15 protein-coding genes and 1 other RNA gene are annotated in these 23,337 nt (G+C 71.8%); 5 read left to right on the forward strand and 11 right to left on the reverse strand.

All coding sequences use genetic code 11. The annotated features are described in order from the left end of the window. Positions 1–6: 6 nt before the first annotated feature. The 7 genes from ACIQJT_RS08840 to ftsE all read right to left on the reverse strand — a co-directional run bounded on the left by ACIQJT_RS08840 (position 7) and on the right by ftsE (position 9,452). Positions 7–693: a hypothetical protein gene (locus tag ACIQJT_RS08840; protein WP_402641214.1), complete on the reverse strand. Its 687-nt coding sequence runs from the start codon at positions 691–693 to the stop codon at positions 7–9. Beyond that, positions 690–5,186: a ricin-type beta-trefoil lectin domain protein gene (locus ACIQJT_RS08845; protein ID WP_402641217.1), complete on the reverse strand. Its 4,497-nt coding sequence runs from the start codon at positions 5,184–5,186 to the stop codon at positions 690–692. The genes ACIQJT_RS08840 and ACIQJT_RS08845 overlap by 4 nt, the downstream gene beginning before the upstream one ends. A 258-nt stretch (positions 5,187–5,444) precedes the next feature. Continuing rightward, positions 5,445–5,831: a transfer-messenger RNA gene (gene ssrA / locus ACIQJT_RS08850) on the reverse strand. A gap of 98 nt (positions 5,832–5,929) precedes the next feature. Further along, positions 5,930–6,472, reverse strand: a complete 543-nt coding sequence (smpB, locus tag ACIQJT_RS08855) for an SsrA-binding protein SmpB (protein WP_365450652.1) — start codon at positions 6,470–6,472, stop codon at positions 5,930–5,932. Positions 6,473–6,561: 89 nt separating this feature from the next. Further along, positions 6,562–7,734, reverse strand: coding sequence for a S41 family peptidase (locus ACIQJT_RS08860; protein WP_402641220.1), 1,173 nt, complete (start codon positions 7,732–7,734; stop codon positions 6,562–6,564). A 68-nt stretch (positions 7,735–7,802) separates the two neighbouring features. Continuing rightward, on the reverse strand, positions 7,803–8,720 hold the full coding sequence (gene ftsX, locus ACIQJT_RS08865; RefSeq protein ID WP_365449642.1) for a permease-like cell division protein FtsX: 918 nt from the start codon (positions 8,718–8,720) through the stop codon (positions 7,803–7,805). Between the two features lie 42 nt (positions 8,721–8,762). Continuing rightward, positions 8,763–9,452 carry a cell division ATP-binding protein FtsE gene (gene ftsE / locus ACIQJT_RS08870; protein ID WP_053851795.1) on the reverse strand — a complete coding sequence of 230 codons (690 nt, stop codon included), beginning with the start codon at positions 9,450–9,452 and terminating at the stop codon, positions 8,763–8,765. 237 nt (positions 9,453–9,689) lie between these two features. On the opposite strand from ftsE, the gene ACIQJT_RS08875 reads away from it, so the two are divergent. Next, on the forward strand, positions 9,690–9,881 hold the full coding sequence (locus ACIQJT_RS08875; RefSeq protein ID WP_053851796.1) for a hypothetical protein: 192 nt from the start codon (positions 9,690–9,692) through the stop codon (positions 9,879–9,881). A gap of 116 nt (positions 9,882–9,997) precedes the next feature. Here the strand turns inward: ACIQJT_RS08875 and ACIQJT_RS08880 are convergent, their stop codons facing one another. The 4 genes from ACIQJT_RS08880 to ACIQJT_RS08895 all read right to left on the reverse strand — a co-directional run bounded on the left by ACIQJT_RS08880 (position 9,998) and on the right by ACIQJT_RS08895 (position 15,181). Then, positions 9,998–10,651: a hypothetical protein gene (locus ACIQJT_RS08880; RefSeq protein ID WP_402641226.1), complete on the reverse strand. Its 654-nt coding sequence runs from the start codon at positions 10,649–10,651 to the stop codon at positions 9,998–10,000. 294 nt (positions 10,652–10,945) lie between these two features. Then, entirely contained in the window at positions 10,946–12,052 is a 1,107-nt protein-coding gene (prfB, locus tag ACIQJT_RS08885) for a peptide chain release factor 2 (RefSeq protein WP_365449638.1), read from the reverse strand. A 60-nt stretch (positions 12,053–12,112) separates the two neighbouring features. Next, positions 12,113–13,369 (reverse strand): serine/threonine-protein kinase, encoded by a 1,257-nt coding sequence (locus ACIQJT_RS08890; protein WP_402641229.1) that lies wholly within the window; start codon positions 13,367–13,369, stop codon positions 12,113–12,115. A 105-nt stretch (positions 13,370–13,474) separates the two neighbouring features. Next, positions 13,475–15,181 carry a serine/threonine-protein kinase gene (locus ACIQJT_RS08895; protein ID WP_365449634.1) on the reverse strand — a complete coding sequence of 569 codons (1,707 nt, stop codon included), beginning with the start codon at positions 15,179–15,181 and terminating at the stop codon, positions 13,475–13,477. Between the two features lie 339 nt (positions 15,182–15,520). On the opposite strand from ACIQJT_RS08895, the gene ACIQJT_RS08900 reads away from it, so the two are divergent. From ACIQJT_RS08900 to ACIQJT_RS08915, 4 genes are all read left to right on the forward strand, one after another. Beyond that, positions 15,521–19,477 carry an FHA domain-containing protein gene (locus ACIQJT_RS08900; RefSeq protein WP_402641349.1) on the forward strand — a complete coding sequence of 1,319 codons (3,957 nt, stop codon included), beginning with the start codon at positions 15,521–15,523 and terminating at the stop codon, positions 19,475–19,477. Between the two features lie 188 nt (positions 19,478–19,665). Beyond that, positions 19,666–21,057, forward strand: coding sequence for an ABC transporter substrate-binding protein (locus tag ACIQJT_RS08905; protein ID WP_402641232.1), 1,392 nt, complete (start codon positions 19,666–19,668; stop codon positions 21,055–21,057). 4 nt (positions 21,058–21,061) lie between these two features. Beyond that, positions 21,062–22,405 carry a carbohydrate ABC transporter permease gene (locus ACIQJT_RS08910; protein ID WP_402641235.1) on the forward strand — a complete coding sequence of 448 codons (1,344 nt, stop codon included), beginning with the start codon at positions 21,062–21,064 and terminating at the stop codon, positions 22,403–22,405. Continuing rightward, positions 22,402–23,310, forward strand: coding sequence for a carbohydrate ABC transporter permease (locus ACIQJT_RS08915; protein ID WP_365449628.1), 909 nt, complete (start codon positions 22,402–22,404; stop codon positions 23,308–23,310). Before ACIQJT_RS08910 ends, ACIQJT_RS08915 begins: the two co-directional genes overlap by 4 nt. The last annotated feature ends 27 nt before the right edge of the window (positions 23,311–23,337 follow it).

Below are 23,337 nucleotides of genomic sequence, written 5' to 3' on the forward strand. Positions count from 1 at the left end.
CCCTCACTAGGCGAGTCCCCCGTAGGTGACGGTCCTGGCCGGACCCGCTTCCCGGGCCACTCGCGCTGCCAGGTCACGGCCCCGCAGATCCAGTTCCCGGCGCCTCTCGTCGTCCCGCTCTTCGTCCCGGTCCTTGAGGTACTGCTCCATACCGGCGTCGAAGTCGGCCGCCCATCGGTACAGGTCCGCGACCAGTTCGTCGGACAGGTCGAGTCCGGCGGTGGGATCGTCCGGAGCGAAGTCCCCGAGCCCCTCCGCCCGGAGCGGGTGCCACTTGTACTCGCCCTCGACGGTGATGTGGAGCGGATAGGGCGGCGCGTCGTGCTCCTCCAGGGACCAGTGCAGTCGCCGGCATCCCCAGCACACGAACTTGTCGGTGTCGTACGCGTCGTCCCAGTAGCGCACCACCCACCGCGGCCCGAGGTACCGGGCCAACGCCTGGGCGACCTCGAGTCCACGCTTCGCGTGCCGGCGCAGGTTCTGCCGGGACGCCCCTGCCCCGGGCCGGGCCCGCGCCCAGGCGGACAGCCGCCCGGCCAGGGACTCGGTCAGCCCGAGCCGGGGGTCGTCGAGCGAAACGGGGCGGGTGAACCGGGTGAGGTCGTCGTCGCCCTCGTGCTCCGCGATATACAGCGGCGAGTCGTCGCCCCGCGCACGGACGAGCAGATGGCGTGGAGCCGGCTCCCAGGTCATGCGGGGTTCGCTCCGACGATGAATCCGTTGTCGCCCACTGTGATGGCCACCCGCTGGGTCCTGCCGTTGTACACGGTCTCGTAGATCGGCCGGCCGCCGTCCGCTCCCTGTTGTCCCACGATCTTGCCTTCGCTCAGTGCCTTGTTGAGAAGCTTGGGAATGTCCTCGGACGCTACACCGCGTTCGATGAACTCTCCCGCGTGCCGGAAGATGATGTGGACGAGACCCGACTTGTGAGTGCCCAACTCCAGCCACGCCACCGGCACACCGGGCCGCGGATAGCGCACCGCCATCACCACGTCCGCCCGGTTGAAGTTGGCACCGCTGGCCTCCAGTTTGCGCACCAGGTCCAGGTCGACGCTGTTCGCCGCCTTGGCCCGGTCCGCCATGCGCTGGGAGAGCCGCAACGCCATCCCCGCGAGGGTGTCGGGGTCCGCCAGGTCCGTGGCGGACGGCTTCTCACCGAAGAGCTTCTTCAGGTCGCCGAGTAGCTTCTCCGCTCCCCGGCCCGTCTTGATCGCGTCCTCGACGAGCTTGGCGGCCTTCAGCGCCTCCGCGACCTTCCCGACGGGGACGAAGACAGCGGCCGCCCAGGCACATCCCGACGCGGAACCCCCGTCGTCTGAGGGCGTGAACTGGTGGTAGCACTGGACGAAGTCCTCGACGAGGATTCCGTAGGCCAGGTTCGCGACGAACAGCCCCAGGCTCTGCAGGCCGGCCTTCTCCACCTCCCAGAAGCTGAAGTGGTAGGTGATCTTCTTCGACAGCCCCTTCTGCGGCTGTGAACCGAGGTAGAAGGTGTCCGCCTTCGGGCAGCCCGACTCCGTGGCCGGGACGTCCGGGTTGGCGCAGTAGTAGAAACTGACGATCGCGTCGAAGTGGAACTCGAACTCCACCGTGCAGCCGTCGACGGTGAGCGTGCAGCCGTTGAGCTGTTTCGGCTGCTCGGTCAGAGTGATCTTGTCGATGACGAGGAAGGTGTTTTCCTGGCCGGTCGCCGCACCCTTGGCGACCTGTTCGTTCGCACCCTTGTTGGCCGCCTGCTCGGCCGCCTGCTGCGCCGACTCCGCGTACTTCTGCGCGTCCTTCGCCGCCTGTTCCGCCGCCGTCGCCTCCGCGTCCGCGCGGTCGGCCGCCGCGCGGGCGTCCTTCGCGGCCTGTTCGGCCTCCGCCGCCGCCGAGCGGGCGGCTTCCGCATCGAGGGCCGCCTGGTCGGCGGAGGAGCGGGCGTCGGCCGCGTAGGTCTCGGCGCGGTCGGCCGCCTGGTCGGCGGCGGCCGCGTCCTCGGTGGCCTGGCGGTCGTACTCCTTGGCCCGGGCCAGGGACGCCTGCGCGTCGGCCGCGTACTGGGCCGCCTCGGCGGCGTAACCCAGCGCCTCCTTCGCCGACTTGCGGGCGTCGGCCGCGAATCCGGCGGCCTCCGCCGCCAGCGTGTACGCCGCCTTCGCGTCACCGGTGGCCGCGGCGGCGAGGCTCGCCGCCTGGTCCGCGTTCTTCTGCGCGTTGGCCGCGTGCGCCTCGGCGACCGCCCGCTGCTGCTCGGCGATCGTCTTCGACGCCTGGCCCGACAGCACGGCGAGGCCGGCCGCCGAGTCGGTGGTGACGTACGGCGCGCCCAGCTGGATCGCGTCGTTGGCGGGGGCGGCGACCTGCTGGGCCGCGTTGCCGGCGTCCTCCGCCGCCTGGGCGGTGGTGTAGGCGTGGCCGGCGGCGTCCGCAGCGCCCGCGACCGCCTTGGCGGCCTCGGCCTTCGACGCGTCGGCCTGCTTCATGGCGTCGGCGGCGTGCTTCTCCGCCTCGTCGGCCAGCTCGACCGCGCTGCGGGCGGCGGAGGCGGAGGCCTCGGACGCCTTGATGGCGTCTGCGGCGGCGCTGGTCGCGGTACGGACGGCCGCGTCGGCCCGGAGCTTCGCGGCCTGGGCCGCGTCCGCGTCGGAGCGGGCCCGCTTCGCGGCGGCCTCCGCGCGGGTGGCGGCGGCGTCCGCGTCGGCGGCGGCCTGGGTGGCCGCGTCCGCCTCGGAGCGGGCCGAGCGCGCGGCCGACTCCGCGTCGTCGGCGGCGGCGTCCGCCTGGTCGGCGGCGGCCCGGGACTCCTTGGCGTCCGACTCGGAGTCATGGGCCTCGGCGTAGGCGTCCTTGGCGTCGGCCTTGGCGCGGGCCGCGTTGGCCTGGCTCTCGGCGTCCCACGCGTCGTCCCGCTTGCCCTTGGCCCGGTCCCGCGCGGCCTCGGCGTCCTGCCGCTTGGCGCGGGCGGTGGACTCGGCGTTCTCCGCCCGGCCCTTGGCCTCCTGGGCGGTCTGCGCGTACCCCTCAGCGTTCTGCTTGTGCTGCGCGGCCTCGGCCTGCTTGGCGGCGGCGGTCTCCTTCTCCGCCTTCGCCGTCGCCGCCTCGGCCTCCGCCGCGAGCCGCTTGGCGTGCGCGTCGGCGGCCGCCGCCTTCGCGTCGGCCTCGGCCTTCTGCGTCTCGGCGAGCTTGGCCTTCGCGAGGTCGCGGGCGGCCTTGGCGGTCTGCGCCTGTACGGCGGCCGCGTCGGCGGCGGCCTTCGCCTGCGCCCGGGCCTCGTTCGCGGCCGCGGTACGGAAGGCGGCCTTCGACTGCGCGGCCTGCGTCAGTGCGCGGGCTGCGATGGTGGCGCTGTCCCCGGCGGCGGCGCGGGTGGCCGCGTACGCGGTGTCACCGGCCTTGGCGAGGGCGTCCAGCGCGGCCGACGACGCCTTGGTGACCTGCGCCTTCTGCTGCCCGACGAGCAGGCCGCGGCCGCGCGGGGCACCCGCCTTGTCGGCGATGCCGTACGCCGCGGTCAGCGCGGTGTCCGACGTGGTGGCGGCCGTCTTCGCCGCCGTGGCCTGGGACTTGAGCAGGTCGACCTGCTTCTTCGCCTCGGTCTGGGCGGCCGTGACCCACTGCTTCGCCTTGTCGAACTGGGCCTTGGTGGGGTAGTCGAGGTCGTCGTCGGCGCCCTGGTGTCCGGACGGGACGATGTCGAACTGCTGCGGGGCCTTGCCCGTGCAGTCCCACATGCGGCCGTCACGGCTGTTGGTGTAGTCGGCGAGGTCGAGGCAGTTGCCGGTGCCCGGGTTGTGGAGCCGGGTCGTGCCGTGGGTGCCGTACTGCCACTTCTGCGAGGCCCCGGTGCCGCAGGTGGAGATCTGCACCGGCGTGCCGTTGGCGCTCGCACCGCCCTTGACGGTCAGGCACTTGCCCGAGTTGGGGTTGACCAGCCGGTCGGCGTCGATCTGCCACTTCTGTCCGGCGCTGCCGTTGCAGGTGTAGATCTGCACGGGCGTGCCGTTGTCCTTCTGGCCGCCGGCCACGTCCAGGCACTTGTCGGTGGACCCGTGGGCGTGCACGACGAACGGGCTGGTGCCGATCCAGCCCGGACCGCCTGCCGACCAGTGGTCCTGCCAGCGGACCAGGTGGTCGGCCCGCCAGGACAGCCCGAGGAGTTCGCTCAACGCCTTGGAGCCGGCGGCGAGGGCCTTGGTGGCGCTCTTGTTCGCCGTCAGGATCTGGTTGCGCGGGCCGGCCTGCGCGGCGATCTCCTGCTGCCACTCGGCGGACGCGGTGGCGACCTCCTTGCCGAGCACCTTGTTCGGGTCGACCGGGGTGCGCCAGGCACAGGAGGCGAACCGGGTCTTCAGGTCCTCGACGGCGATGCGGTACTCGACGCTGCCGGGCTCGGGCGCGGTGCGCGGGAAGCCGCCGTACGAGAGGAAGAGCCGGGCGTTGTCCGCGGCCGTCGGCTCCATGGACCAGTTCACCAGGCCGTCGTAGGCCTTGTGCTCCTCGTACCGCTGATTCCAGTTGGGCAGTTTCGGGTCGGGATCTCCGCCGTACAACGGGTCACCGAGGTCCTTGACCGCCTTGACGGCGGCCTCGTCAGCCGGCGGGGTGAGGTCGCGGTAGAAGTCGCTCTCGCTCTTCCAGAACTGATCCCAGATCCAAGTCGAGATGCCGCTCTGCTCGAAGAAGTCAGGCCGGGGGTCACCGCTCGTGCCGGGCGGCCACTCGAAGTCGGCCTTCGATTGGAAACCGCCTGGCTGAGACAGCCCGGAAATCTGGAAGTCCCGGAGGTGGTCGTGCAGTTCAGTGCCCTGCTTGTTGGCGGCGTCCCGGTCCTGCTTGAACGCCGTCGACAGCGGAGTGGTTTCCCAATACGACCGGTTCGCCGCCGCGTGCAGTTTGTCCGGCGGCTGATTGAGCCCGTCCTGGGCGACGCCGAACATGGCCGGCCCGCCCATCCGCAGTGTCTCGCCCAGCAGGCACTGGTCCTGGCGGAGCTGTTCGGCGGCCTTGGCGTCGAAGCCTTCGTAGCTGTCGCCGCTGTCCGAGGTGGCGGCCGCGGCAGCCATGTCCTCGGCCGCGTACCGGCTGATCAGGTCCGGCTGTACGGCCACCGACCCGATCAGGGCCACGGCGACCGCGGAGGTCAGCAGTGGCGTCAGGAGCCCGGAGTGCGCCCGGGCATGCGTGAAGAGCCGATGTCTCGGCATGGTGGTCTGTCCTCCCCGTGGCGACGGTGTTCCCCCGGTCGCCGTTCGACGCGCCCTGTGGCGGAGTGGTCGGCTCCGTCCGGCGCGGCGTTCACCTTAGACATACATGTCGGGTGCAGGACAAGAGTTTTCCGGGTTACATGTGAGCAACGTGTGAAGACCGGGACCGGTGCGGATACTCCCGGACAGACATGACGAAGGCCCCGCTGCCGTCAAGCAGCGGGGCCTTCGCCCACATGGGGTGGTCCCCGGAGGGACGAGTGGAGATGGCGGGAATCGAACCCGCGTCCAACGGTGCAGAACCAGGGCTTCTCCGTGTGCAGTTCGCTGCGATTTTCTCGGCCCCGGCGATCACGCGAACAAGTCGCCGACGGGCCCAGTCACTGTTTGATTTCCCATTGAACCCCGTGACCGGGCTCAATGGTTTAGTCCCCTAGATTATGCCAGGATCCGGGTCGGGAACACTCCCGGGCTGACACCCGTTAGGGCCTTCGCTCACTGCTTATTAGGCAGCGAGGGCGAAGACGCGGGAATCGCTCTTGGAATTGGCGATTATTGGTTGCGACATATGGTTTACGAGATCATTGCCGCTTCCTCGACACGCTTCCCCTGCCTCAACAGCCGCTGTCGAAACCGATCATCCCCATGTTGTGTTGTCAATCAGCCCACCGACCGCGGCCGGTGTTGACTCCATCGTACGTGACCAACGCACGCCGATGCCACCGTATTCCCGGCGGCTCGCCCTACTGGGCCCGCTGCCTCCGCTTGACCGCCGCGATCGCACGGTCCGACTCCCGCCGGTCCTGCTTCTCCCGCAGGGTCTGCCGCTTGTCGTACTCCTTCTTGCCTCGCGCGAGGGCGATCTCGGCCTTGGCCCGGCCGTTGCTGAAGTACAGGGCGAGGGGCACGATCGTGTGACCGGTCTCCTGGGCCTTCGTCTCCAGCTTGTCGATCTCCTCGCGGTGCAGCAGCAGCTTGCGCTTGCGGCGCGCGGAGTGGTTGGTCCAGCTCCCCTGGCTGTACTCGGGGATGTGGGCGTTGTGCAGCCACGCCTCACCGCCGTCGATCTGGACGAACCCGTCGGTGAGCGAGGTCCGCCCCTGACGCAGGGACTTCACCTCGGTGCCGGTGAGCACGATCCCGGCCTCGTAGGTGTCGATGATCGCGTAGTCGTGCCGGGCCTTCTTGTTCTGGGCGACCAGCTTCCGCTTGCCCCCCTTCTCCCCGTCCCGCGCCTTGCCGCCCCCGCCACCCTGCTTCGGCTGGGACTCCTTCGGTACGTACATTCCCTTGCTCATAGTGCTGCCATTTTCGCACTAGGAAGGGGTGCGGAGACCAGTGCTTATCCGGCGGAGGCGCAAGCTCATGGAGCGAGCTAGTCGCCCAGCCCCGCGATCACCGTCTGCGCCTGCTGGAGGACCCGGTCGTCGGCCTCCAGATCCGGCGTGATCCCCCGGCCGTCGACCCCTCGCCCCGACGGGGTCCGGTAGTGCCCCACGGTCAGCTCGGCCACCGCCCCGTCCGGCAGCCGGCTCGGCATCTGCACCGACCCCTTGCCGAAGGTGCGGGAACCGACGACCACCGCCCGCCCCCGGTCCTGCAACGCCCCCGTGAGCAGCTCGGCCGCGCTCATCGTCCCGCCGTCGACCAGCGCGACCAGCGCCCTGCTGGTGTCCCCGCCGGGCTCGGCGTGCAGCGCCTGCTGGGTCCCGTCGACGTCGTAGGTCGCCACCAGGCCCCCGTCGAGGAAGGCGGACGCCGTGGTGACGGCCTCGGTGACCAGGCCGCCGGAGTTGCCGCGCAGGTCGAGGATGATCCCGCCGCCGGCCGGAGCGTCCCGGACGGCGTCCCGGACCTCGGCGCCGACACCCTTGGTGAACGAGTCGATCCTGATGACGGTGACCCCGTCGGGGAGTTCCCGGACGGCGACCGAGTCCGTGGACAGCCGGGCCCGCCGGACGGTCTGCGTCCACGCGTGCGTGCCGCGCTCCAGGCCGAGCCGGACCGCCGTGCCGGCGGCCGCGTCCGTGGCGTCGCCGCGCAGTAAGGAGACCACCTCGGTGACCGGGTGGCCGTCCACCCGCTCGCCGTCGACGCTGCGCAGCCGGTCGCCCTCGCGGATCCCGGCGGCGGCCGCGGGCGAGTCCGAGCTCACCCGGGTCACCTCGATACGGCCGTCCCGCTCGCGCCGCGCCCACAGGCCGACGCCGGTGTACTGGCCGTCGAGGGCCTCCTCGAACTCCTCGTACTCGCCCCGGGAGTAGACGGCTGCCCAGCGGTCCCCGCTGCGGCTGACGGCACGCTCGGCGGCCTCCACGGGGGAGGCGCCGGCCGCCTTGGCTTCCTGGGCGGCCTCGGCCACGTCCTCGTGGTGACCCGCGGGGGCGGCCGAACGGGCCGTGTCCGAGGAGGACTTCCGGTCGCCGCCGTCGGCCTCGGGGAAGGAGCCGGTCGCCGCGCCGGCCACAAGGACGCTCGCGAACACCAATGTCAGGGCCGCCCCGCGGCGGATGCGGCGGGGCTGACAGAACAGATCTCGGCCCTGCATGCCGGTGAGTCTAGGACAACGCAAGAGGGCCGCACGGTCGGTTGACCGTACGGCCCTCTTGGCATGTGTCACACCTTCAGGTACTTGCGCAGCGCGAAGAACGCGGCCAACGCGGGCATCAGCACGCTCGCGGCGAGGATGAGCGGCAGCTTCGTCAGGACGGCGTCCCAGCCCACGAAGTTGATCAGGTTGAGCTTGGTGGCCAGGGCCATGCCGTGGTCGACGGTGAAGTACCGGCCGACGACGAGGAAGACACAGGCCAGCCCGCCGCCGATCGCACCGGCGACGGCGGCCTCCATGATGAACGGCGCCTGGATGTAGAAGCCGGACGCGCCCACGAGCCGCATGATCCCGGTCTCCCGCCGACGGCTGAACGCCGAGACCCGCACCGTGTTGACGATCAGCAGCAGGGCGACGACCAGCATGAGCGCCATCACGCCGAGCGCGGCCCTGTTCATCAGGTTCAGCATCGTGAAGAGGTTGTCCAGGATGCCCTTCTGGTCCTGCACGGACTGCACGCCGTCACGGCCGTTGAAGGCGGTCGCGATGACCTGGTACTTCTCCGGGTCCTTCAGCTTGATCCGGTACGACTCCTGCATCTGGTCCGGGGTGAGGGACGCGGCCAGCGGGGAGTCGCCGAACTGCTCCTTGTAGTGCTTGTACGCCTCGTCCTGGGACTCGTGGATGACCGTCTCGACGACCGACATCTTCTTCAGGTCGGAGAGGATGTCCTTCTTCTGGTCGTCGGTCACCGCGCCCTTGGCGCAGTTGGGGTCCGACTCGGCGTCGCTCTTGTTGCAGAGGAAGATCGAGACGTTGACCTTGTCGTACCAGTAGCCCTTCATGGCGCCGACCTGATCGCTCATCAGGAGCGACCCGCCGAACAGGGCGAGCGACAGGGCGACGGAGACGATGACCGCGAACGTCATCGTCAGGTTGCGACGGAGACCGACACCGATCTCGGAGAGTACGAACTGGGCGCGCATGGCGTCTTCTTCAGGCCTTTCCGGGGACTCTTCGAACGGCGGTCAGTGCTGGTAGCCGTAGACGCCGCGTGCCTGGTCGCGGACGAGGCGGCCCTTCTCCAGCTCGATGACGCGCTTGCGCATCTGGTCCACGATGTTCTGGTCGTGCGTGGCCATGACGACGGTCGTGCCGGTCCGGTTGATCCGGTCCAGCAGCTTCATGATGCCGACGGAGGTCTGCGGGTCGAGGTTGCCGGTGGGCTCGTCGGCGATGAGCAGCTTGGGCCGGTTCACGAAGGCGCGGGCGATGGCCACGCGCTGCTGTTCACCACCGGAGAGCTCACCGGGCATGCGCTCCTCCTTGCCGCCGAGCCCGACGAGGTCGAGCACCTGCGGCACGGACTTGCGGATCTCGCCGCGGGACTTGCCGATGACCTCCTGCGCGAAGGCCACGTTCTCGGCGACCGTCTTGTTGGGCAGGAGCCGGAAGTCCTGGAACACCGTCCCGAGCTGGCGCCGCATCTGCGGCACCTTCCAGTTGGACAGGCGGGCGAGGTCCTTGCCCAGCACGTGCACCTGTCCCTGGCTGCACCGTTCCTCGCGGAGGAGCAGCCGCAGGAAGGTGGACTTCCCGGAGCCGGAGGACCCGACGAGGAACACGAACTCGCCCTTCTCCACTTCCAGGGAGACGTCCCTGAGTGCGGGGCGGGTCTGCTTGGGGTAGACCTTGGATACGTTGTCGAATCGGATCACGGATGCACCACGGTAGGCCGGGGGTAGATGAGCGTGACCATACGCGAACCGGGTGCGCGAGCGCAGGCGCCGGTTCGGGTTGCGTATTGCTTGGGCTGTTTTGTGCCCCCCTGTTGACCCCGGCTCCGGCAGCGCACAGGCGGCCCCCGGAGGAACCTGGCACAGTAGGGAGGGGAACGTTCTCCGACCCGGGGGCGTTCTCCCTGTGGAACGTATATCGCAAGAAGGGTGACGCGCATGACGTACGACCGCCTGGTGTGCGCAAACTGCGCGGCGCCCGTGAGCGAGGGCCGGTGCCCCGTCTGCCGTGCGAACCGTGAGCGGCTTCAGCAGGAGAACCTCTTCGCGGGGCTGAACCCGATGGCCCTGATCGCCCTGCTCGCGGTCCTGATCGCGGCGGTGGCCCTGCTGGCGCACCAGACCGCCTAGGCGGCGGCCGAGGACATACGAAGGACGCACGAAGGGCCCGGAGCGGACACGCTCCGGGCCCTTCGTCCGTACCGTACGCACACGTCAGGCGAGTGCGCGGCTACCGGGTGTCACCGTCAGGCGGCAGCGCCACCGCGACCGCCCGCGAGGCGGGGCAGCAGACGGAAGCCGACACCGCCGGCGATCATCGTGGCGGCACCCACGATCAGGAACGCGGTCTGGCCGGCACCGGTCTCGGCGAGCTCCTGGCCGTTGCCCTGGGCCGACGTGTTGGACGTGGTGTCCGTGCCGGTCTCGGTCAGGGCCGAGGAGCCCTCTTCCTGGGTGGAGGTGTTGGAGCCGCCGTCGGGGTTGGTGTTGCTGTTGCCACCGCCCCCGGCGTTGCCGTTGCCGTTCCCGTTGCCATTCCCGTTGCCGTTGCCGTTCCCATTGCCGTTCCCGTTGCCCGGGTCGGTCGGGTCCTCGGTGGGCTCCGTGGGCTCCTCGGTCGGGTCCGTGGGCTCCTCGGTGACCGGCGGCGTGGTTCCCGGGTCCGTCGGCACCTCGGTGCCGGGGTCCGTGGGGAGCGTGGTGCCCGGGTCGGTCGGGATCTCCGTGCCCGGGTCGGTCGGGTCGTCGTCGGTGTTCACGTTCACACCGACACCGCTGTCGCCCACGGTCACGCCGAGCTCCAGCGCGGAAGCGGCGCCTGCGGCGGTCAGCGAGGCACCGGCTGCGATCACGGCACCGGCGGCTATGCGCGCGATCCGGATCCGCGTCTTCTTCGTCATGTGGTTGCTACCCCCAGTAGCTCATCGTCAATGAGGCGGCGCTCGGGGCCGTGATCGACGGAGGAAGGTAGCGGTGTGCTGATGTCCCCCGGTTCACATGCGCCCCAGAGATACGCATGCCACGCTTTACCCTTCCGATTTTTCAAAGCATCGTCAAGGCCGTTGCGGGCGCGATGTCCTGGTAAGCGCTCTTTGCCGGGGAAAGCGGTCTGTGAGTGTGATGTAAAACCCAGACATAAAGCAAACTGCCGCCCGGGGGGCGGCAGTTGCGGGCCGACGGTCAAGTCGACAAAGTTACTTCTCCTGCTGCTTGCGCCAGCGAATTCCGGCTTCGATGAAACCGTCGATCTCGCCGTTGAACACGGCCTCGGGGTTGCCGACCTCGAACTCGGTGCGCAGGTCCTTGACCATCTGGTAAGGGTGCAGCACGTACGAACGCATCTGGTTGCCCCAGGAGTTGCCGCCGTCGCCCTTGAGGGCGTCCATCGCGGCCTGCTCCTCCTGGCGGCGCCGCTCCAGCAGCTTGGCCTGGAGGACGGCCATCGCGCTCGCCTTGTTCTGGATCTGCGAGCGTTCGTTCTGGCAGGAGACGACGATGCCGGTCGGGAGGTGGGTCAACCGCACCGCGGAGTCGGTGGTGTTGACGCCCTGGCCACCGGGCCCGGAGGACCGGTACACGTCCACGCGCAGCTCGGACTCGTCGATCTCGATGTGGTCGGTCTGCTCGACCACGGGCAGCACCTCGACACCCGCGAAGGAGGTCTGGCGGCGGCCCTGGTTGTCGAAGGGCGAGATGCGCACGAGCCGGTGGGTGCCCTGCTCGACGGAGAGCGTGCCGTAGGCGTACGGCGCCTGCACGGCGAAGGTGGTCGACTTGATGCCGGCCTCCTCGGCGTACGACGTCTCGTAGACCTCGGTCTTGTAGCCCTTCTGCTCCGCCCAGCGCAGGTACATCCGCTGGAGCTTCTCGGCGAAGTCGGCGGCGTCGACGCCGCCGGCCTCGGCGCGGATGTTGACGAGCGCCTCACGGGAGTCGTACTCGCCGGAGAGGAGGGTCCGCACCTCCATCTCGTCCAGCGCCTTCCTAACGGCGGCGAGCTCGGACTCGGCCTCGGCGCGGGTGTCCGGGTCGTCCTCCTCCTCGGCCATCTCGAACAGCACGGAGAGGTCGTCGATGCGACCGCGCAGCGCGTCCGCCTTCCTGACCTCGGCCTGGAGGTGGGACAGCTTGCTGGTGATCTTCTGCGCCTCGTCCGGGTTGTCCCACAGGGACGGCGCGGCCGCCTGCTCCTCGAGCACGGCGATGTCTGCCCTCAGCTTGTCGAGGTCCAGAACGGCCTCGATCGACTCCATGGTCGAGGAGAGGGACTTGAGCTCTTCGGATACATCGACGACTGCCACGCCCTCCAGCCTAACGGCTGTGGCAACCGACGTCGGTCGTCCCCCGGGCCGCCGCCCCTCTCAGGGGGAGGCGGGCGCCGAGTTCTCCGTGTCCCGCGGTGCGGCTCCCGCGTCGTCGCCCGAGGTGGCCGCCCAGATCCCGGCGCCCGCCGCGGCGACCAGCACCAGCCCCGCGACGCCCACCACCAGCCTGCGCCGCCGCGTGGTCGCCCGGTGCCGCGCGGATCCGGGGCGGGGCGCCCCGGCGGGCCTCGGCACCCGGGCCGTCCCGCGCGCGCCGCCGGCCAGCTCGTCGGGGCCCGGCACCCGCATCGAGGTGTGCGTGTCCCGGTTGGAGTCCGCGGGCTTGGCCCCCGGCACCAGCGGCACCGCGCCCCGCCGCGCCGGCCGCCCGGCCGGCACCGGCTCCCCGGCCGAGTCCGCGGCCGCGTCCTCGGCGTCCTGCTCCTCCTCGTGCTCCGCGTCCGGCTCGTCCACGTCCAGCGGGGGCATCCCGGCCAGCAGGGGCAGCAGCTCCCGCAGCCGTGCGCCCATCTCGGAGGCGCGCAGACGGGAGGCCGGCGCCTTGGCCAGGCACTGCACGACGAGCTGCCACAGTTCGTCGGGGATCCCCGGCAGGGGGACCACCGTCTCCGTCACGTGCCGTCGCAGCACCGCCCCGGGGTGCCCGCCGCCGAACGGTGTGAACCCGGCCAGCAGCTCGTACAGGACGGTCGCGAGGGCGTAGATGTCCACGGAGGCCCGCGGCGGCAGCCCCTCGACGATCTCCGGGGCCAGGTAGTCCGGCGTCCCGATGATCTTCGTGGCGCGGGTCCGGCGCGGCGAGTCGATGAGCTTCGCCACACCGAAGTCCGTCAGCAGGGCGGGGTGCGCGCCGCCGGGGCCCAGCGGCCCCTGCATGTCCAGGAGGATGTTCTCCGGCTTCACGTCCCGGTGCACGACCCCCTTGGCGTGCGCGGCGGCCAGCCCGTCCGCGACATCCGCGACGATCGCCACGGCCGCCTCGGGCGCGAGCCGCTTCTCCCGGTCGAGCCGGGTGCGCAGGTCGGTGCCCCGGACCAGGTCCATCACGAGCGCCAGGTCGTTGCCGTCGACCACGAGGTCGCGTACGGAGACCACGTGGGGGTGGTCCAGGCCGAGCAGGGCCGTGCGCTCCTGGACGAAGCGCCCGACGAGTTCCTGGTCGGACGCGAGATCCTCGCGCAGCAGCTTGACCGCGACGGGCCCCTCGGGTCCCTCGCCCAGCCACACCGTGCCGGCGCTGCCCCGCCCCAGGATCTGGTTGGCGGTGTACCGGCTGCCGATCTTCCGTGCCAAGGCTGCTCCTACAGACGCGTGTTGTCGCTAAAACTACGCGCCGTAGGAGCCAACCTTCACCGCGGAGACGGAAATCACCCGCCGGGTGTCGACAAATCTCCAGACTTACTGCTGACCTGAGGAGTTTCCGCCCAGGTCGCTGATCCACCCGCTCACGGTTTCGACGATGTCACCGATCTGCTGCCAGTAGCTCTTGCCGGTGCCGATCCAGTCCTGGAGGGGGCTCAGCTCCCAGATCAGCCAGCTGGCCACGAACAGGATGACGAGCGTGAAGAGGCAGCCCTTGAGGCAGCCCAGACCCGGGATCTTCATCGGGTTGGCGCTGCGCTGCCGCGGCTGCCGGGGCTCACGCGCGGGGCGCTCGGGCTGCGGCGGGGGCGCGTAGCGCTGCGGTTGCTGCTGCGGGGCGTACTGCTGGGGCTGCTGCTGCGGCTGACGGCCGTAACCGCCCTGCGGCGGGCGCTGCTGGGGCCGCTGCTGCCGCTGGGGCGGCTGCTGTTGCTGCGGCCTGGCGACCTGCCGCTGGGGGCGGCGGCGCAGCGGGTCCTCGTTCGGGTCGAGGTACTGGACCTGCGTCTGTTCGTTACGGTCACGGGCCGCGCGGAGCTGGTTCTGCCAGGGGTGCGGGTCCTCGGGGCCGCCGGACTGCTGCCCCTGCTGCCCGTACTGGCCCTGGCCCGGCTGCCCGGGCGGCACCGGCGGCATGACGGCCGTGGGATCGGCCGCGCCGCGGTGCGGGAGCACGGCGGTGGGGTCGGCGGCGCCGACCGGGTTCCCGGGACCGGTGTGCGGCAGGAAGCTGGTCGCCGCGTTCGGGTCGTAGCCGCCCGCGGCGCCGGCGCCGTGCGGCAGCACCTGGGTCGGGTCGGCGGCACCCGGGGTGTCCGGCACGGCGGCCGGGTCCGGGTCGGGCAGCAGCAGCGCTCCGACGTTGTCCGCCGCGGCGATCTGCGCGGAGTTCGCGTGCACGCCGATGCCCTCGGCGACGACGCGCAGCCCGCGCGCGAGGTTCTCGGCGCTGGGGCGCCGCTCGGGGCTCTTGCTGAGACAGCGCTCTATGACCGTCCACAGCGGGTCGGGGACCGTGGAGGGGCGGCGCGGCTCGGCGCTCAGGTGCTGGTGCAGGACTTCCAGGGCGGAACCGCCGGCGAACGGCGGACGGCCGGTGACCAGCTCGTACAGCAGGATGCCGGCGCCGTAGATGTCGACGGCGGAGGTCTGCGGGCGGCCCTCGGCGGACTCGGGCGCGACGTACGCGGGCGTGCCGACGAACTCCTGGGTCCGGGTCAGGCCCGGGGAGTCCGCGAGGCGCGCGATGCCGAAGTCGGTCAGGAGGGGGTGCATCTGGCCGCCGTGCTGCCGCAGCAGCACGTTGGCGGGCTTCAGGTCGCGGTGGACCACGCCGTCGGCGTGGCTGGCGGCGAGCGCGTCGGCGATCTGGGCGGTGATCAGAGCGGCGCCGACCGGGCTGAAGGGGCCGTTCTCGCGCAGGTAGCGGTGCAGGTCGGGACCCTCGACGAGGTCCATGACCAGGGCGAGCAGATCGCCCTCGACGACCAGGTCACGCACCCGCACGATGTTCGGATGGGTCAGCCGCAGCAGCACGGAGCGCTCGCGCAGGAACCGCATCACGATGTCCGGATCGCTCGCGAGCTCCTCCTTGAGGACCTTGATCGCGACGGTCTCGCCGGGCTGTCCCGGTACGGCGGCCTCGGCGCCCGCGGTCTCCCGCTGGCGGGCTCGCCACACGGTCCCCGTGGCACCGCGTCCGAGCGGCTCCTCGAGGAAGTACTTGCTGCCTACCGGCCGCACGTCATGCACTCCCTGCTGCTTGCTGTCGTTCCGACCCACTTCCGACCCACTGTAGTGCCGCTCCCGCGGGCACCACGTAAGCGTTGCCAAGCACTTTCCGGAGAAGGACGCTCCGTCCGGGCCTTCGGTTGCCGGACGGTGACGTGACCGATCTCAAGTGATCGCCGGCGCTGCACTGGTCAGGCACTTTTGGGGGCAGAGCTGACCAATCAAGATCACTTGCCCTCGGGCGACGGGCGCGTTGTCAGTGTCAGGTGCGAGGATGCGTGCAGTACTGGCCGATGTGCTCGTGCGGGGGTGGGGCTGTCCGCGTCCGAGCAGAAGGGACCGCTGACGGCGATGCAGATCCGGCTGACCGTCGTAGACCCGCTGGGCCCGCCCGACCGGACCCGGGGCCGCGCCGCGAGTCGCGACGTGCTGGTCACCGCCCCCGTCGGCACCGCACTGGCCGCGGTGGCCACCGCGCTCGCCTCGGCGGTCCCCGGGGACGGGGCCGCCTCCCGCGCGGGCGAGGCCGAGCGCGGCGGCGGTCCGGTCGTGCTGTACGCCGACGGCGAGCGGCTGGACGCCCAGCGCGCCACCCTGGGCGAGCCCCCGCTGATCGACGGGGCCGTGCTGTCCCTGGGCGCTCCGGCGGCCCCCGAGCCCCATCCCGAGCTCGACGACGCCCCCACCCAGCTCCACGTGGTCGCCGGCCCCGACGCCGGCGGCGTCCATCTGCTGCACGGCGGCCAGATCCACATCGGCCGCTCCGCCGACGCCGACGTCCCGTTGGACGATCCCGACGTCTCCCGCCTGCACTGCGCGGTCACGGTCGCGCCCGACGGCCGCGTCTCGGTGGCCGACCTCGACTCCACCAACGGCACCACCCTGGACGGCGTCCGCGTGGGCACCCGCCCGGTCCGGTTCCCTCCGGGGGCGCTCCTGAGGATCGGCGAGTCGGTGCTCCGGCTGTCGCCGAGCGGCGGACGACGGCTCGGGACGGAACCGGACGGCGAGGGCCATGTGCGGATCACCTCCGACGAGGCCGGGCCGTGGCCGGGCGACGAGCGGGGGCTCGGGCGCGCGGACGCCGCCCGTGCCGGCCGCTCCGGGCCCACAGCGGGCGCAAGCCTGGCACACGCGGGTTCCGCGCCGGCCGGTGGGCCGAGCGGCGGTCAGGGACCGGGCGTGCCCGCCGCCCGCCGGGGCTCGGAGTCCGGCGCTGCCCCGGACCGCGGGACGGCAGGACCGCACGAGGACGACAGGGGTGCGGCAGGCCCGGTCACCGGACCGGCCTCGCCACGCGCGCGGGGCCGGGTGTCGGCGAGGGCCGCGTCCGCCTCGGCCGAGGGCTCGGCACGCGCGCGGGACGGCCGTGACAGCGGCGACGCCTCCCCCCGTCCGCCCGCCGACGGCACCCATCACGCCTACGGTTCCGCGAGCTGGGGTGCGTCGGGCGGTCCCGGGGACACGGGTGCGCAGGGCCACGGCCCCTTCGAGCCGCCGGTCGTCGTACCGGGTCAGGGCAGCGCGCCCCGGATCGAGCACCGGGACGACTCCCGTGCCGGACGCCCGGACACCGGTGCCTCCGGTGGGGACACCCACGGCGGCCGGTCCGGCCTCGGCTCCTTCGAGGTGACGCGCACGACCGCCGTCCCCCCGCCTCCCCCGGCCGCCCACGACGGCTCCTCCCCTTCCTCGGCGTCCTCCGCCGCCGACGCCCCGGACGCCCCCGCGGCCGGCCGCCGCAAGGGCACTCCTCTGCGCGGGACCGACGTACCGCAAGGCGTGCGGCGGCGCGGCGGGCTGTCCGCGTGGGCCCGGCGGCTGGCCGGGGGACGGGGCGAGCAGGAGCCGTCCGGGCAGGACGAGGCGTACGACGGCACGGCCGCGTCCGTCACCGCGGTGCCGTCGGCCGCCGGGCCCCAGGTGCCCGAGGTCTGGCCCGACCCGGCCGCCCTGCTGCTCACGGCGCTGGGTCCGGGCGCGCGCCTGTGGGAGCGCGGGCCCGGCCATCCGGAGGCGCTCACCGTGCGGCTCGGCACCGCCGACCGGGCGGCCCCCGACGGCTCGGGACTGCTGCCGGCGGTTCCGGTCACCGCGGACCTGCGCGAGGCCGGTGCGCTCGGGCTGGCCGGTCCGCGCGCGCGGCTCGCCGGGCTGGCCCGCGCGGTGGTGGCCCAGCTCGCCGCCCTGCACGCGCCGGAGACCCTGGAGATCGTCCTGATCAGCACGGACCGGTCCCGGCCCGCCCACGAGCGGGTCGCCGAGTGGTCCTGGCTCGGCTGGCTCCCCCATGTCCGCCCGGGACACGGCCAGGACTGCCGTCTCCTCCTCGCCCACGACCGCGAACAGGCCGCCGCCCGCGCCGACGAACTCCTGCGGCGCCTGGACGACCACCTGACCGACGCCGAGCTCGCCCCCGCCGTCCCCGCCGCCCGCTCCGCCGCCCCGCAGAACCGTCCCGGCACTGCCGTCCGACGGCCCTCCTGGGCCCGGGAGGACGCGGAGGACGGTCCGGGCGGCGGTTTCCCGGGGCCGTACACCGTGGTCGTCGTGGACGGCGACCCGGGCGGCGCGGATCTGCGCAAGGCGATGGCGCGGCTGGCGGCGGAGGGCCCCCGGGCCGGCATCCACGTCGTCTGCCTGGCCGAGACGGCCCCGGCCTCGCCCGCCTCCCCGGTGACGGACACCTACGAGGCGGCGTGCGCGGCGGCCCCCACGTTCCGCGAGTGCGGGGCGGTCGGGCTGCTCAGCGGGGACGTGGCGACGGCCCTGCGGCTGATGCGGGTGGCGCGCGCGGGGGTGCCCACGGAGACCGGCCCCGACGGCACCGACGCCTACCGCACCGCCGCCCCGGAGCCCGGCCGCACCCGCACCCCCCTGTCCCCGGCCGACGCACGCCACGCCGACGCGCACCGCACCGGCGCCCAGGCCCGTCCCGCCGGCCCGGGCGCCCGTACCGACGCCGACACCCTCCACCTCACCGCGGCCCCCGCCCCCGTCGGCCACGGCACGATCGCCGCGGTGGACGCCGTCTCCGTGGCCTGGGCCGAGCGGTTCGCGCGGGCGCTGGCACCGCTGCGGACGGACGGCACCGCCGCCGCGGGCCACGCGCGCGTGTCCTCGCCGCTGCCCCGGTCGGCCCGGCTGCTCGACGAGTTGGGGCTGGCCCGGGCCACCCCGCCGTCGCTGATGACCCGCTGGGCGGACGCGGCCGACGACCCGGAGTCGCTCGGCGGCCGGGCGTGGGCGGTGCTGGGGGCCGGACCGCGCGGTCCGGTCTGCGCCGACCTCGTGGCGGAGGGCCCGCACCTGCTGATCGAGGGCCCCGCGGGCAGCGGCCGTACGGAACTGCTGCGGGCGGTCGTCGCCTCGCTGGCCTCGGCCGAGCGCCCCGACCGCCTCAGCGTCGTCCTGATGGACGGCCGGGACAGCGTGACCGCCGGCGGCCACGGCGAGGGGCTGCGCGTGTGCACGGACGTACCGCACGTGACCACCCACCTCACCGCCAACGACCCGGTCCGCATGCGGGAGTTCGCGCAGTCCCTGAGCGCCGAGCTGAAGCGGCGCGCGGAGCTGCTCGGCCGCTGCGACTTCGCGGAGTGGCACACCGGCCGGGAGGTGTCGGGCCGCATGGTCGCCCAGCGCTCCCCCTCCCCCCGGCGCACGTCCCCTCGGGGCACGGCGGGCACCGCGGGCGCCCCCGGCGACCCGGCCTCCGGCGATCTCGACTCGCCGCCCAGCTCCACGATCCGCCTGCGCCCGGCGGCGGCCCGGCGGCAGACGGAGACGGCACCCCCGCTCCCCCGTCTCGTGGTGGTCGTGGACGACCTGGACGCCCTGGTCTCCCCGCCCCTCGGCTCGCCGGGCAGGCCGGCCGCCGGCTCGGTCATACGCGCGCTGGAGGCGGTCTCCCGTGAGGGTGAGCGCCTGGGCGTGCACCTGGTCGCCGCGACCGGTCCGGGCGGCCGTACGGCGGAGTGGGAAGCGGCCCGCCGGGCCACCCTCCGCGTCGCCCTGGACGCCCCGGCCACCGGCCCGGAGGAACCCGCTCCCGGACGTGGCCGGCTGACCCGGCCCGACGGCCGGGTCACCGCCTTCCAGGCCGGCCGGGTCACCGGCCGCATCCCCCGCACCGCGACCCTGCGGCCCACGGTCGTCCCGCTGGAATGGGAACGCATGGGCGACCCCCCGGCCCGCCGCCCGGTCCGCGAACTGGGCAACGGACCGACGGATCTTGCCCTGCTGGCAAGTGCATTGGAACGCGCGGCGAGGGAAGTCGCTGCGACAGAGGTCCCGTCCCTGCTGTAGCCATCGAGGGGCCCGGGGGCGCCGCCCCCGGCCGACGCGTGCCACGACGCACCGGCACTGGTCACGACGGCATCACGATCTTCCGGTTGACAGCGGACGCCCACTTGCCGACCTCGTTCCCCCGGCGTAGACCAGATCGCACGGGACAGCCCTCGGACGTTCGACGAGGAACGAAGAACGGGGTCGTGATGCGCACCACCAGCAGCACCCAGCGGAAGCCCAGGTCAGCGAACAGGGCTGCGAAATCGGCGGCCGCCGCCCTCGCGGCGGCCCTCGCCCTGTCGCTCACCGCATGCGGCGGAGACGACGACAAGAGCAGTGACTCGGGCGCGACAGGCGGCAAGGAGACCGGCACCACGGTCACCCTCCCCAAACTGAACGGTCAGACCCTGGAGGTCGCCGCCGTCTGGAGCGGCGCCGAACAGGCCAACTTCAAGAAGGTCCTTGCGGAGTTCGAGAAGCGCACCGGCGCCAAGGTGACCTTCGTGCCCGCCCAGGACCCGATCGTCAACTTCCTTGGCTCGAAGGTCGCGGGCGGCCAGCCGCCGGACATCGCGATGCTTCCGCAGCCCGGCGCGATCAAGCAGGCCGTGGACAAGAAGTGGGCCAAGCCCCTCGGCGCGGAGGCCAAGGCCGAGCTGGCCAAGAACTACTCGCAGGGCTGGCAGGACATCGGCAAGGTCGGCGGCACCCAGTACGGCGTCTACTACAAGGCCGCCAACAAGTCGCTGATCTGGTACAACGCCAAGGTCTTCGAGAACGCGGGCGCCTCCGAGCCGAAGACGTGGGACGAGCTCCTCACCACGGCCCAGACGGTCTACGACTCGGGCGTGACACCGTTCTCCGTGGGCGGTGCCGAGGGCTGGACCCTGACGGACTGGTTCGAGAACGTCTACCTCTCCCAGGCGGGCCCGGAGAAGTACGACCAGCTCGCCAAGCACGAGATCAAGTGGACGGACCCGTCCGTGAAGGACGCGCTGACCACGCTGGCCCAGGTGTGGGGCAAGAAGGACTATGTCGCGGGCGGCGCCAAGGGCGCGCTCCAGACGGACTTCCCGGCCTCGGTGACGCAGACCTTCACCGGCGGTGAGCAGCCCAAGGCGGCGATGGTCTACGAGGGCGACTTCGCGCAGGTCAACATCCAGACGGCGAAGGCGAAGGTCGGCACGGACGCGAAGGTGTTCCCCTTCCCGAAGGTCGGCGACACGGCCCCCGTGGTCTCCGGCGGCGACGCGGCCGTGATCCTGAAGGACTCCAAGGCGGCGCAGGCGCTGGCCACCTTCCTGGCCTCCCCGGACGCGGCGACGATCCAGGCCAAGCTGGGCGGCTACCTCTCGCCGAACAAGAGCGTGGACGTCTCGTCGTATCCGAACCCGGTGCAGCAGAAGATCGCCAAGGCGCTGATCGACTCGGGCGACGACTTCCGCTTCGACATGTCGGACCAGGCCCCGCAGGCCTTCGGCGGCACCCCCGGCAAGGGTGAGTGGAAGGCGCTCCAGGACTTCCTGGCGAACCCGAAGAACGTCGCGGGCACGCAGGCGAGGCTGGAGGCCGACGCGGCGGCCGCCTACGGGAACTGAGGCGATGACAGCAGCCACCGAGGCAGGGGTCCCTCCGGCCCCTGCCTCTCCCAAGTCGCGCAAGAGCGTGACCGGCACGCGCAGGACCGTGGCAGCGCTGTTCCTGCTGCCCGCCCTGGTGCTGCTGGGCGCGCTCGTGGTCTACCCGATCGGGTACTCGATCGTCCGCAGCTTCTACGACCAGTCCGGCGACGGCTTCGCCGGCATCGACAACTACAAGGCCCTGTTCACCGACGACGGCATCCGCACGGCCCTGAAGAACAACATCATCTGGGTGGTGTTCGCGCCGACGATCGCCACCGCGCTCGGTCTGATCTTCGCGGTGCTGACCGAACGGGTGCGCTGGGGAACGGCGTTCAAGCTGGTCGTCTTCATGCCGATGGCGATCTCGATGCTGGCGGCGGGCATCATCTTCCGGCTCGTCTACGACCAGGACCCGGACAAGGGGTTCGCGAACGCGGTGTGGGTGGGCGTGCACGACACGTTCGCGCAGTCCTCGGCGTTCCCGAAGGCCCACCCGGGCCGCAACTCGCCGCTGGTGCCCCAGGGCGGCGGTTTCGTCACCAAGGCCACGGTCCACACCGGCGGCACGGTCACCCTGCCCCTGGTGGGCGTCGCCCCGGACCAGATGCCCGGTGACGCGAAGAAGGCCGTGGCGCCGCAGGCGGACCCGGGCCGGATCACCGGGACCACCTGGCAGGACTTCACGCGGGGCAAGGGCGTGGGCAAGCTCGGCGGGGTCGACCCGACCGAACTCGGCTACCCCGGCATGAAGATCGAGGCGGTCAAGGACGGCAAGGTCGTCGAGACGGCGAAGGCCGGAGACGACGGCACGTTCTCCTTCTCCGAGAAGGCCGACGGGGCCAGGCTCCGACTTCCGGCGAGCAACTTCAAGGAGGCCTACAACGGGGTCGACTGGCTCGGCCCGTCGCTGGTGACGCCGGCGGTCATCGGGGCGTACATCTGGATGTGGGCCGGCTTCGCGATGGTGCTGATCGCGGCCGGGCTCGCGGGCATCCCCCGGGAACTCCTGGAGGCGGCCCGGGTCGACGGCGCGAGCGAGTGGCAGGTCTTCCGCAGGGTCACGGTGCCCCTGCTGGCGCCCGTCCTCGCGGTCGTCACCGTGACCCTGATGATCAACGTCCTGAAGATCTTCGACCTGGTCTTCATCATCCCTCCGGGCTCCTCGCAGGACGACGCGAACGTCCTCGCCCTGGAGCTGTACCGCAAGGGCTTCGCCGAGGACCAGCCCGGCATCGCGAGCGCCATCTCGGTGTTCCTGCTGCTGCTGGTGATCCCGGTGATGTGGTTCAACATTCGTCGGCTCAGGCGGGAGGTACGGCGATGACCACTCAGGCCGAAAGGCTCCCCGAGACGGCACCGGCCGAGGGGGCGAAGGCACGGCAGTCGCTGGGTTCACGGCTCGTCGAACGGGTCAGCGGCGGCCTGATCAGCGTCTTCCTCGTGGTCGTCGGCCTGTTCTGGCTGGTGCCGACGATCGGGCTGCTGATCTCCTCGCTGCGCAGCCCCGGGGACCTCGCCGCGACCGGCTGGTGGAAGGTCTTCACCAAGCCCTCCCAGCTCACCCTCGACAGCTACGACAAGCTGCTCCACAACAGCGACATCACCGGCTCCATCGTCAACACCGTGCTGATCACGGTCCCGGCGACGATCCTGGTGATCGTCATCGGCGCGCTCGCGGGCTACGCGTTCGCGTGGATGGAGTTCCCGGGCCGCGACTGGTGGTTCATGGCCGTGGTCGGGCTGCTGGTGGTGCCGGTGCAGGTGGCGCTGATCCCGATCGCCGAACTCTTCGGCAAGATCGGCCTGTTCGGCAACATCATGGGAGTGATCCTCTTCCATGTGGGCTTCGGCCTGCCGTTCGCGGTGTTCCTGCTGCGGAACTTCTTCGCGGAGATCCCCCGTGAACTCCTGGAGGCGGCACGGCTGGACGGCGCGGGCGAACTGCGCCTGTTCGTACGGGTGGTGATGCCGCTCGGCGGGCCCGCGATCGCGAGCCTGGGCATCTTCCAGTTCCTGTGGGTGTGGAACGACATGCTGATCGCGCTGGTGTTCACCGACGCCGACAGCCAGCCGATCACGGTGGCCCTCCAGACCCAGATGCGTGCCTTCGCCGACAACGTCGACGTCCTGGCACCGGGCGCCTTCATCTCGATGGTGATTCCGCTGATCGTGTTCTTCGCGTTCCAGCGGCAGTTCGTGTCCGGGGTGATGGCGGGCGCGGTCAAGTAGCGTCGCAGACAGCGCATTTGGAGGGGC

Source organism: Streptomyces sp. NPDC091972 (assembly GCF_044756385.1).
GTDB lineage: Bacteria > Actinomycetota > Actinomycetes > Streptomycetales > Streptomycetaceae > Streptomyces.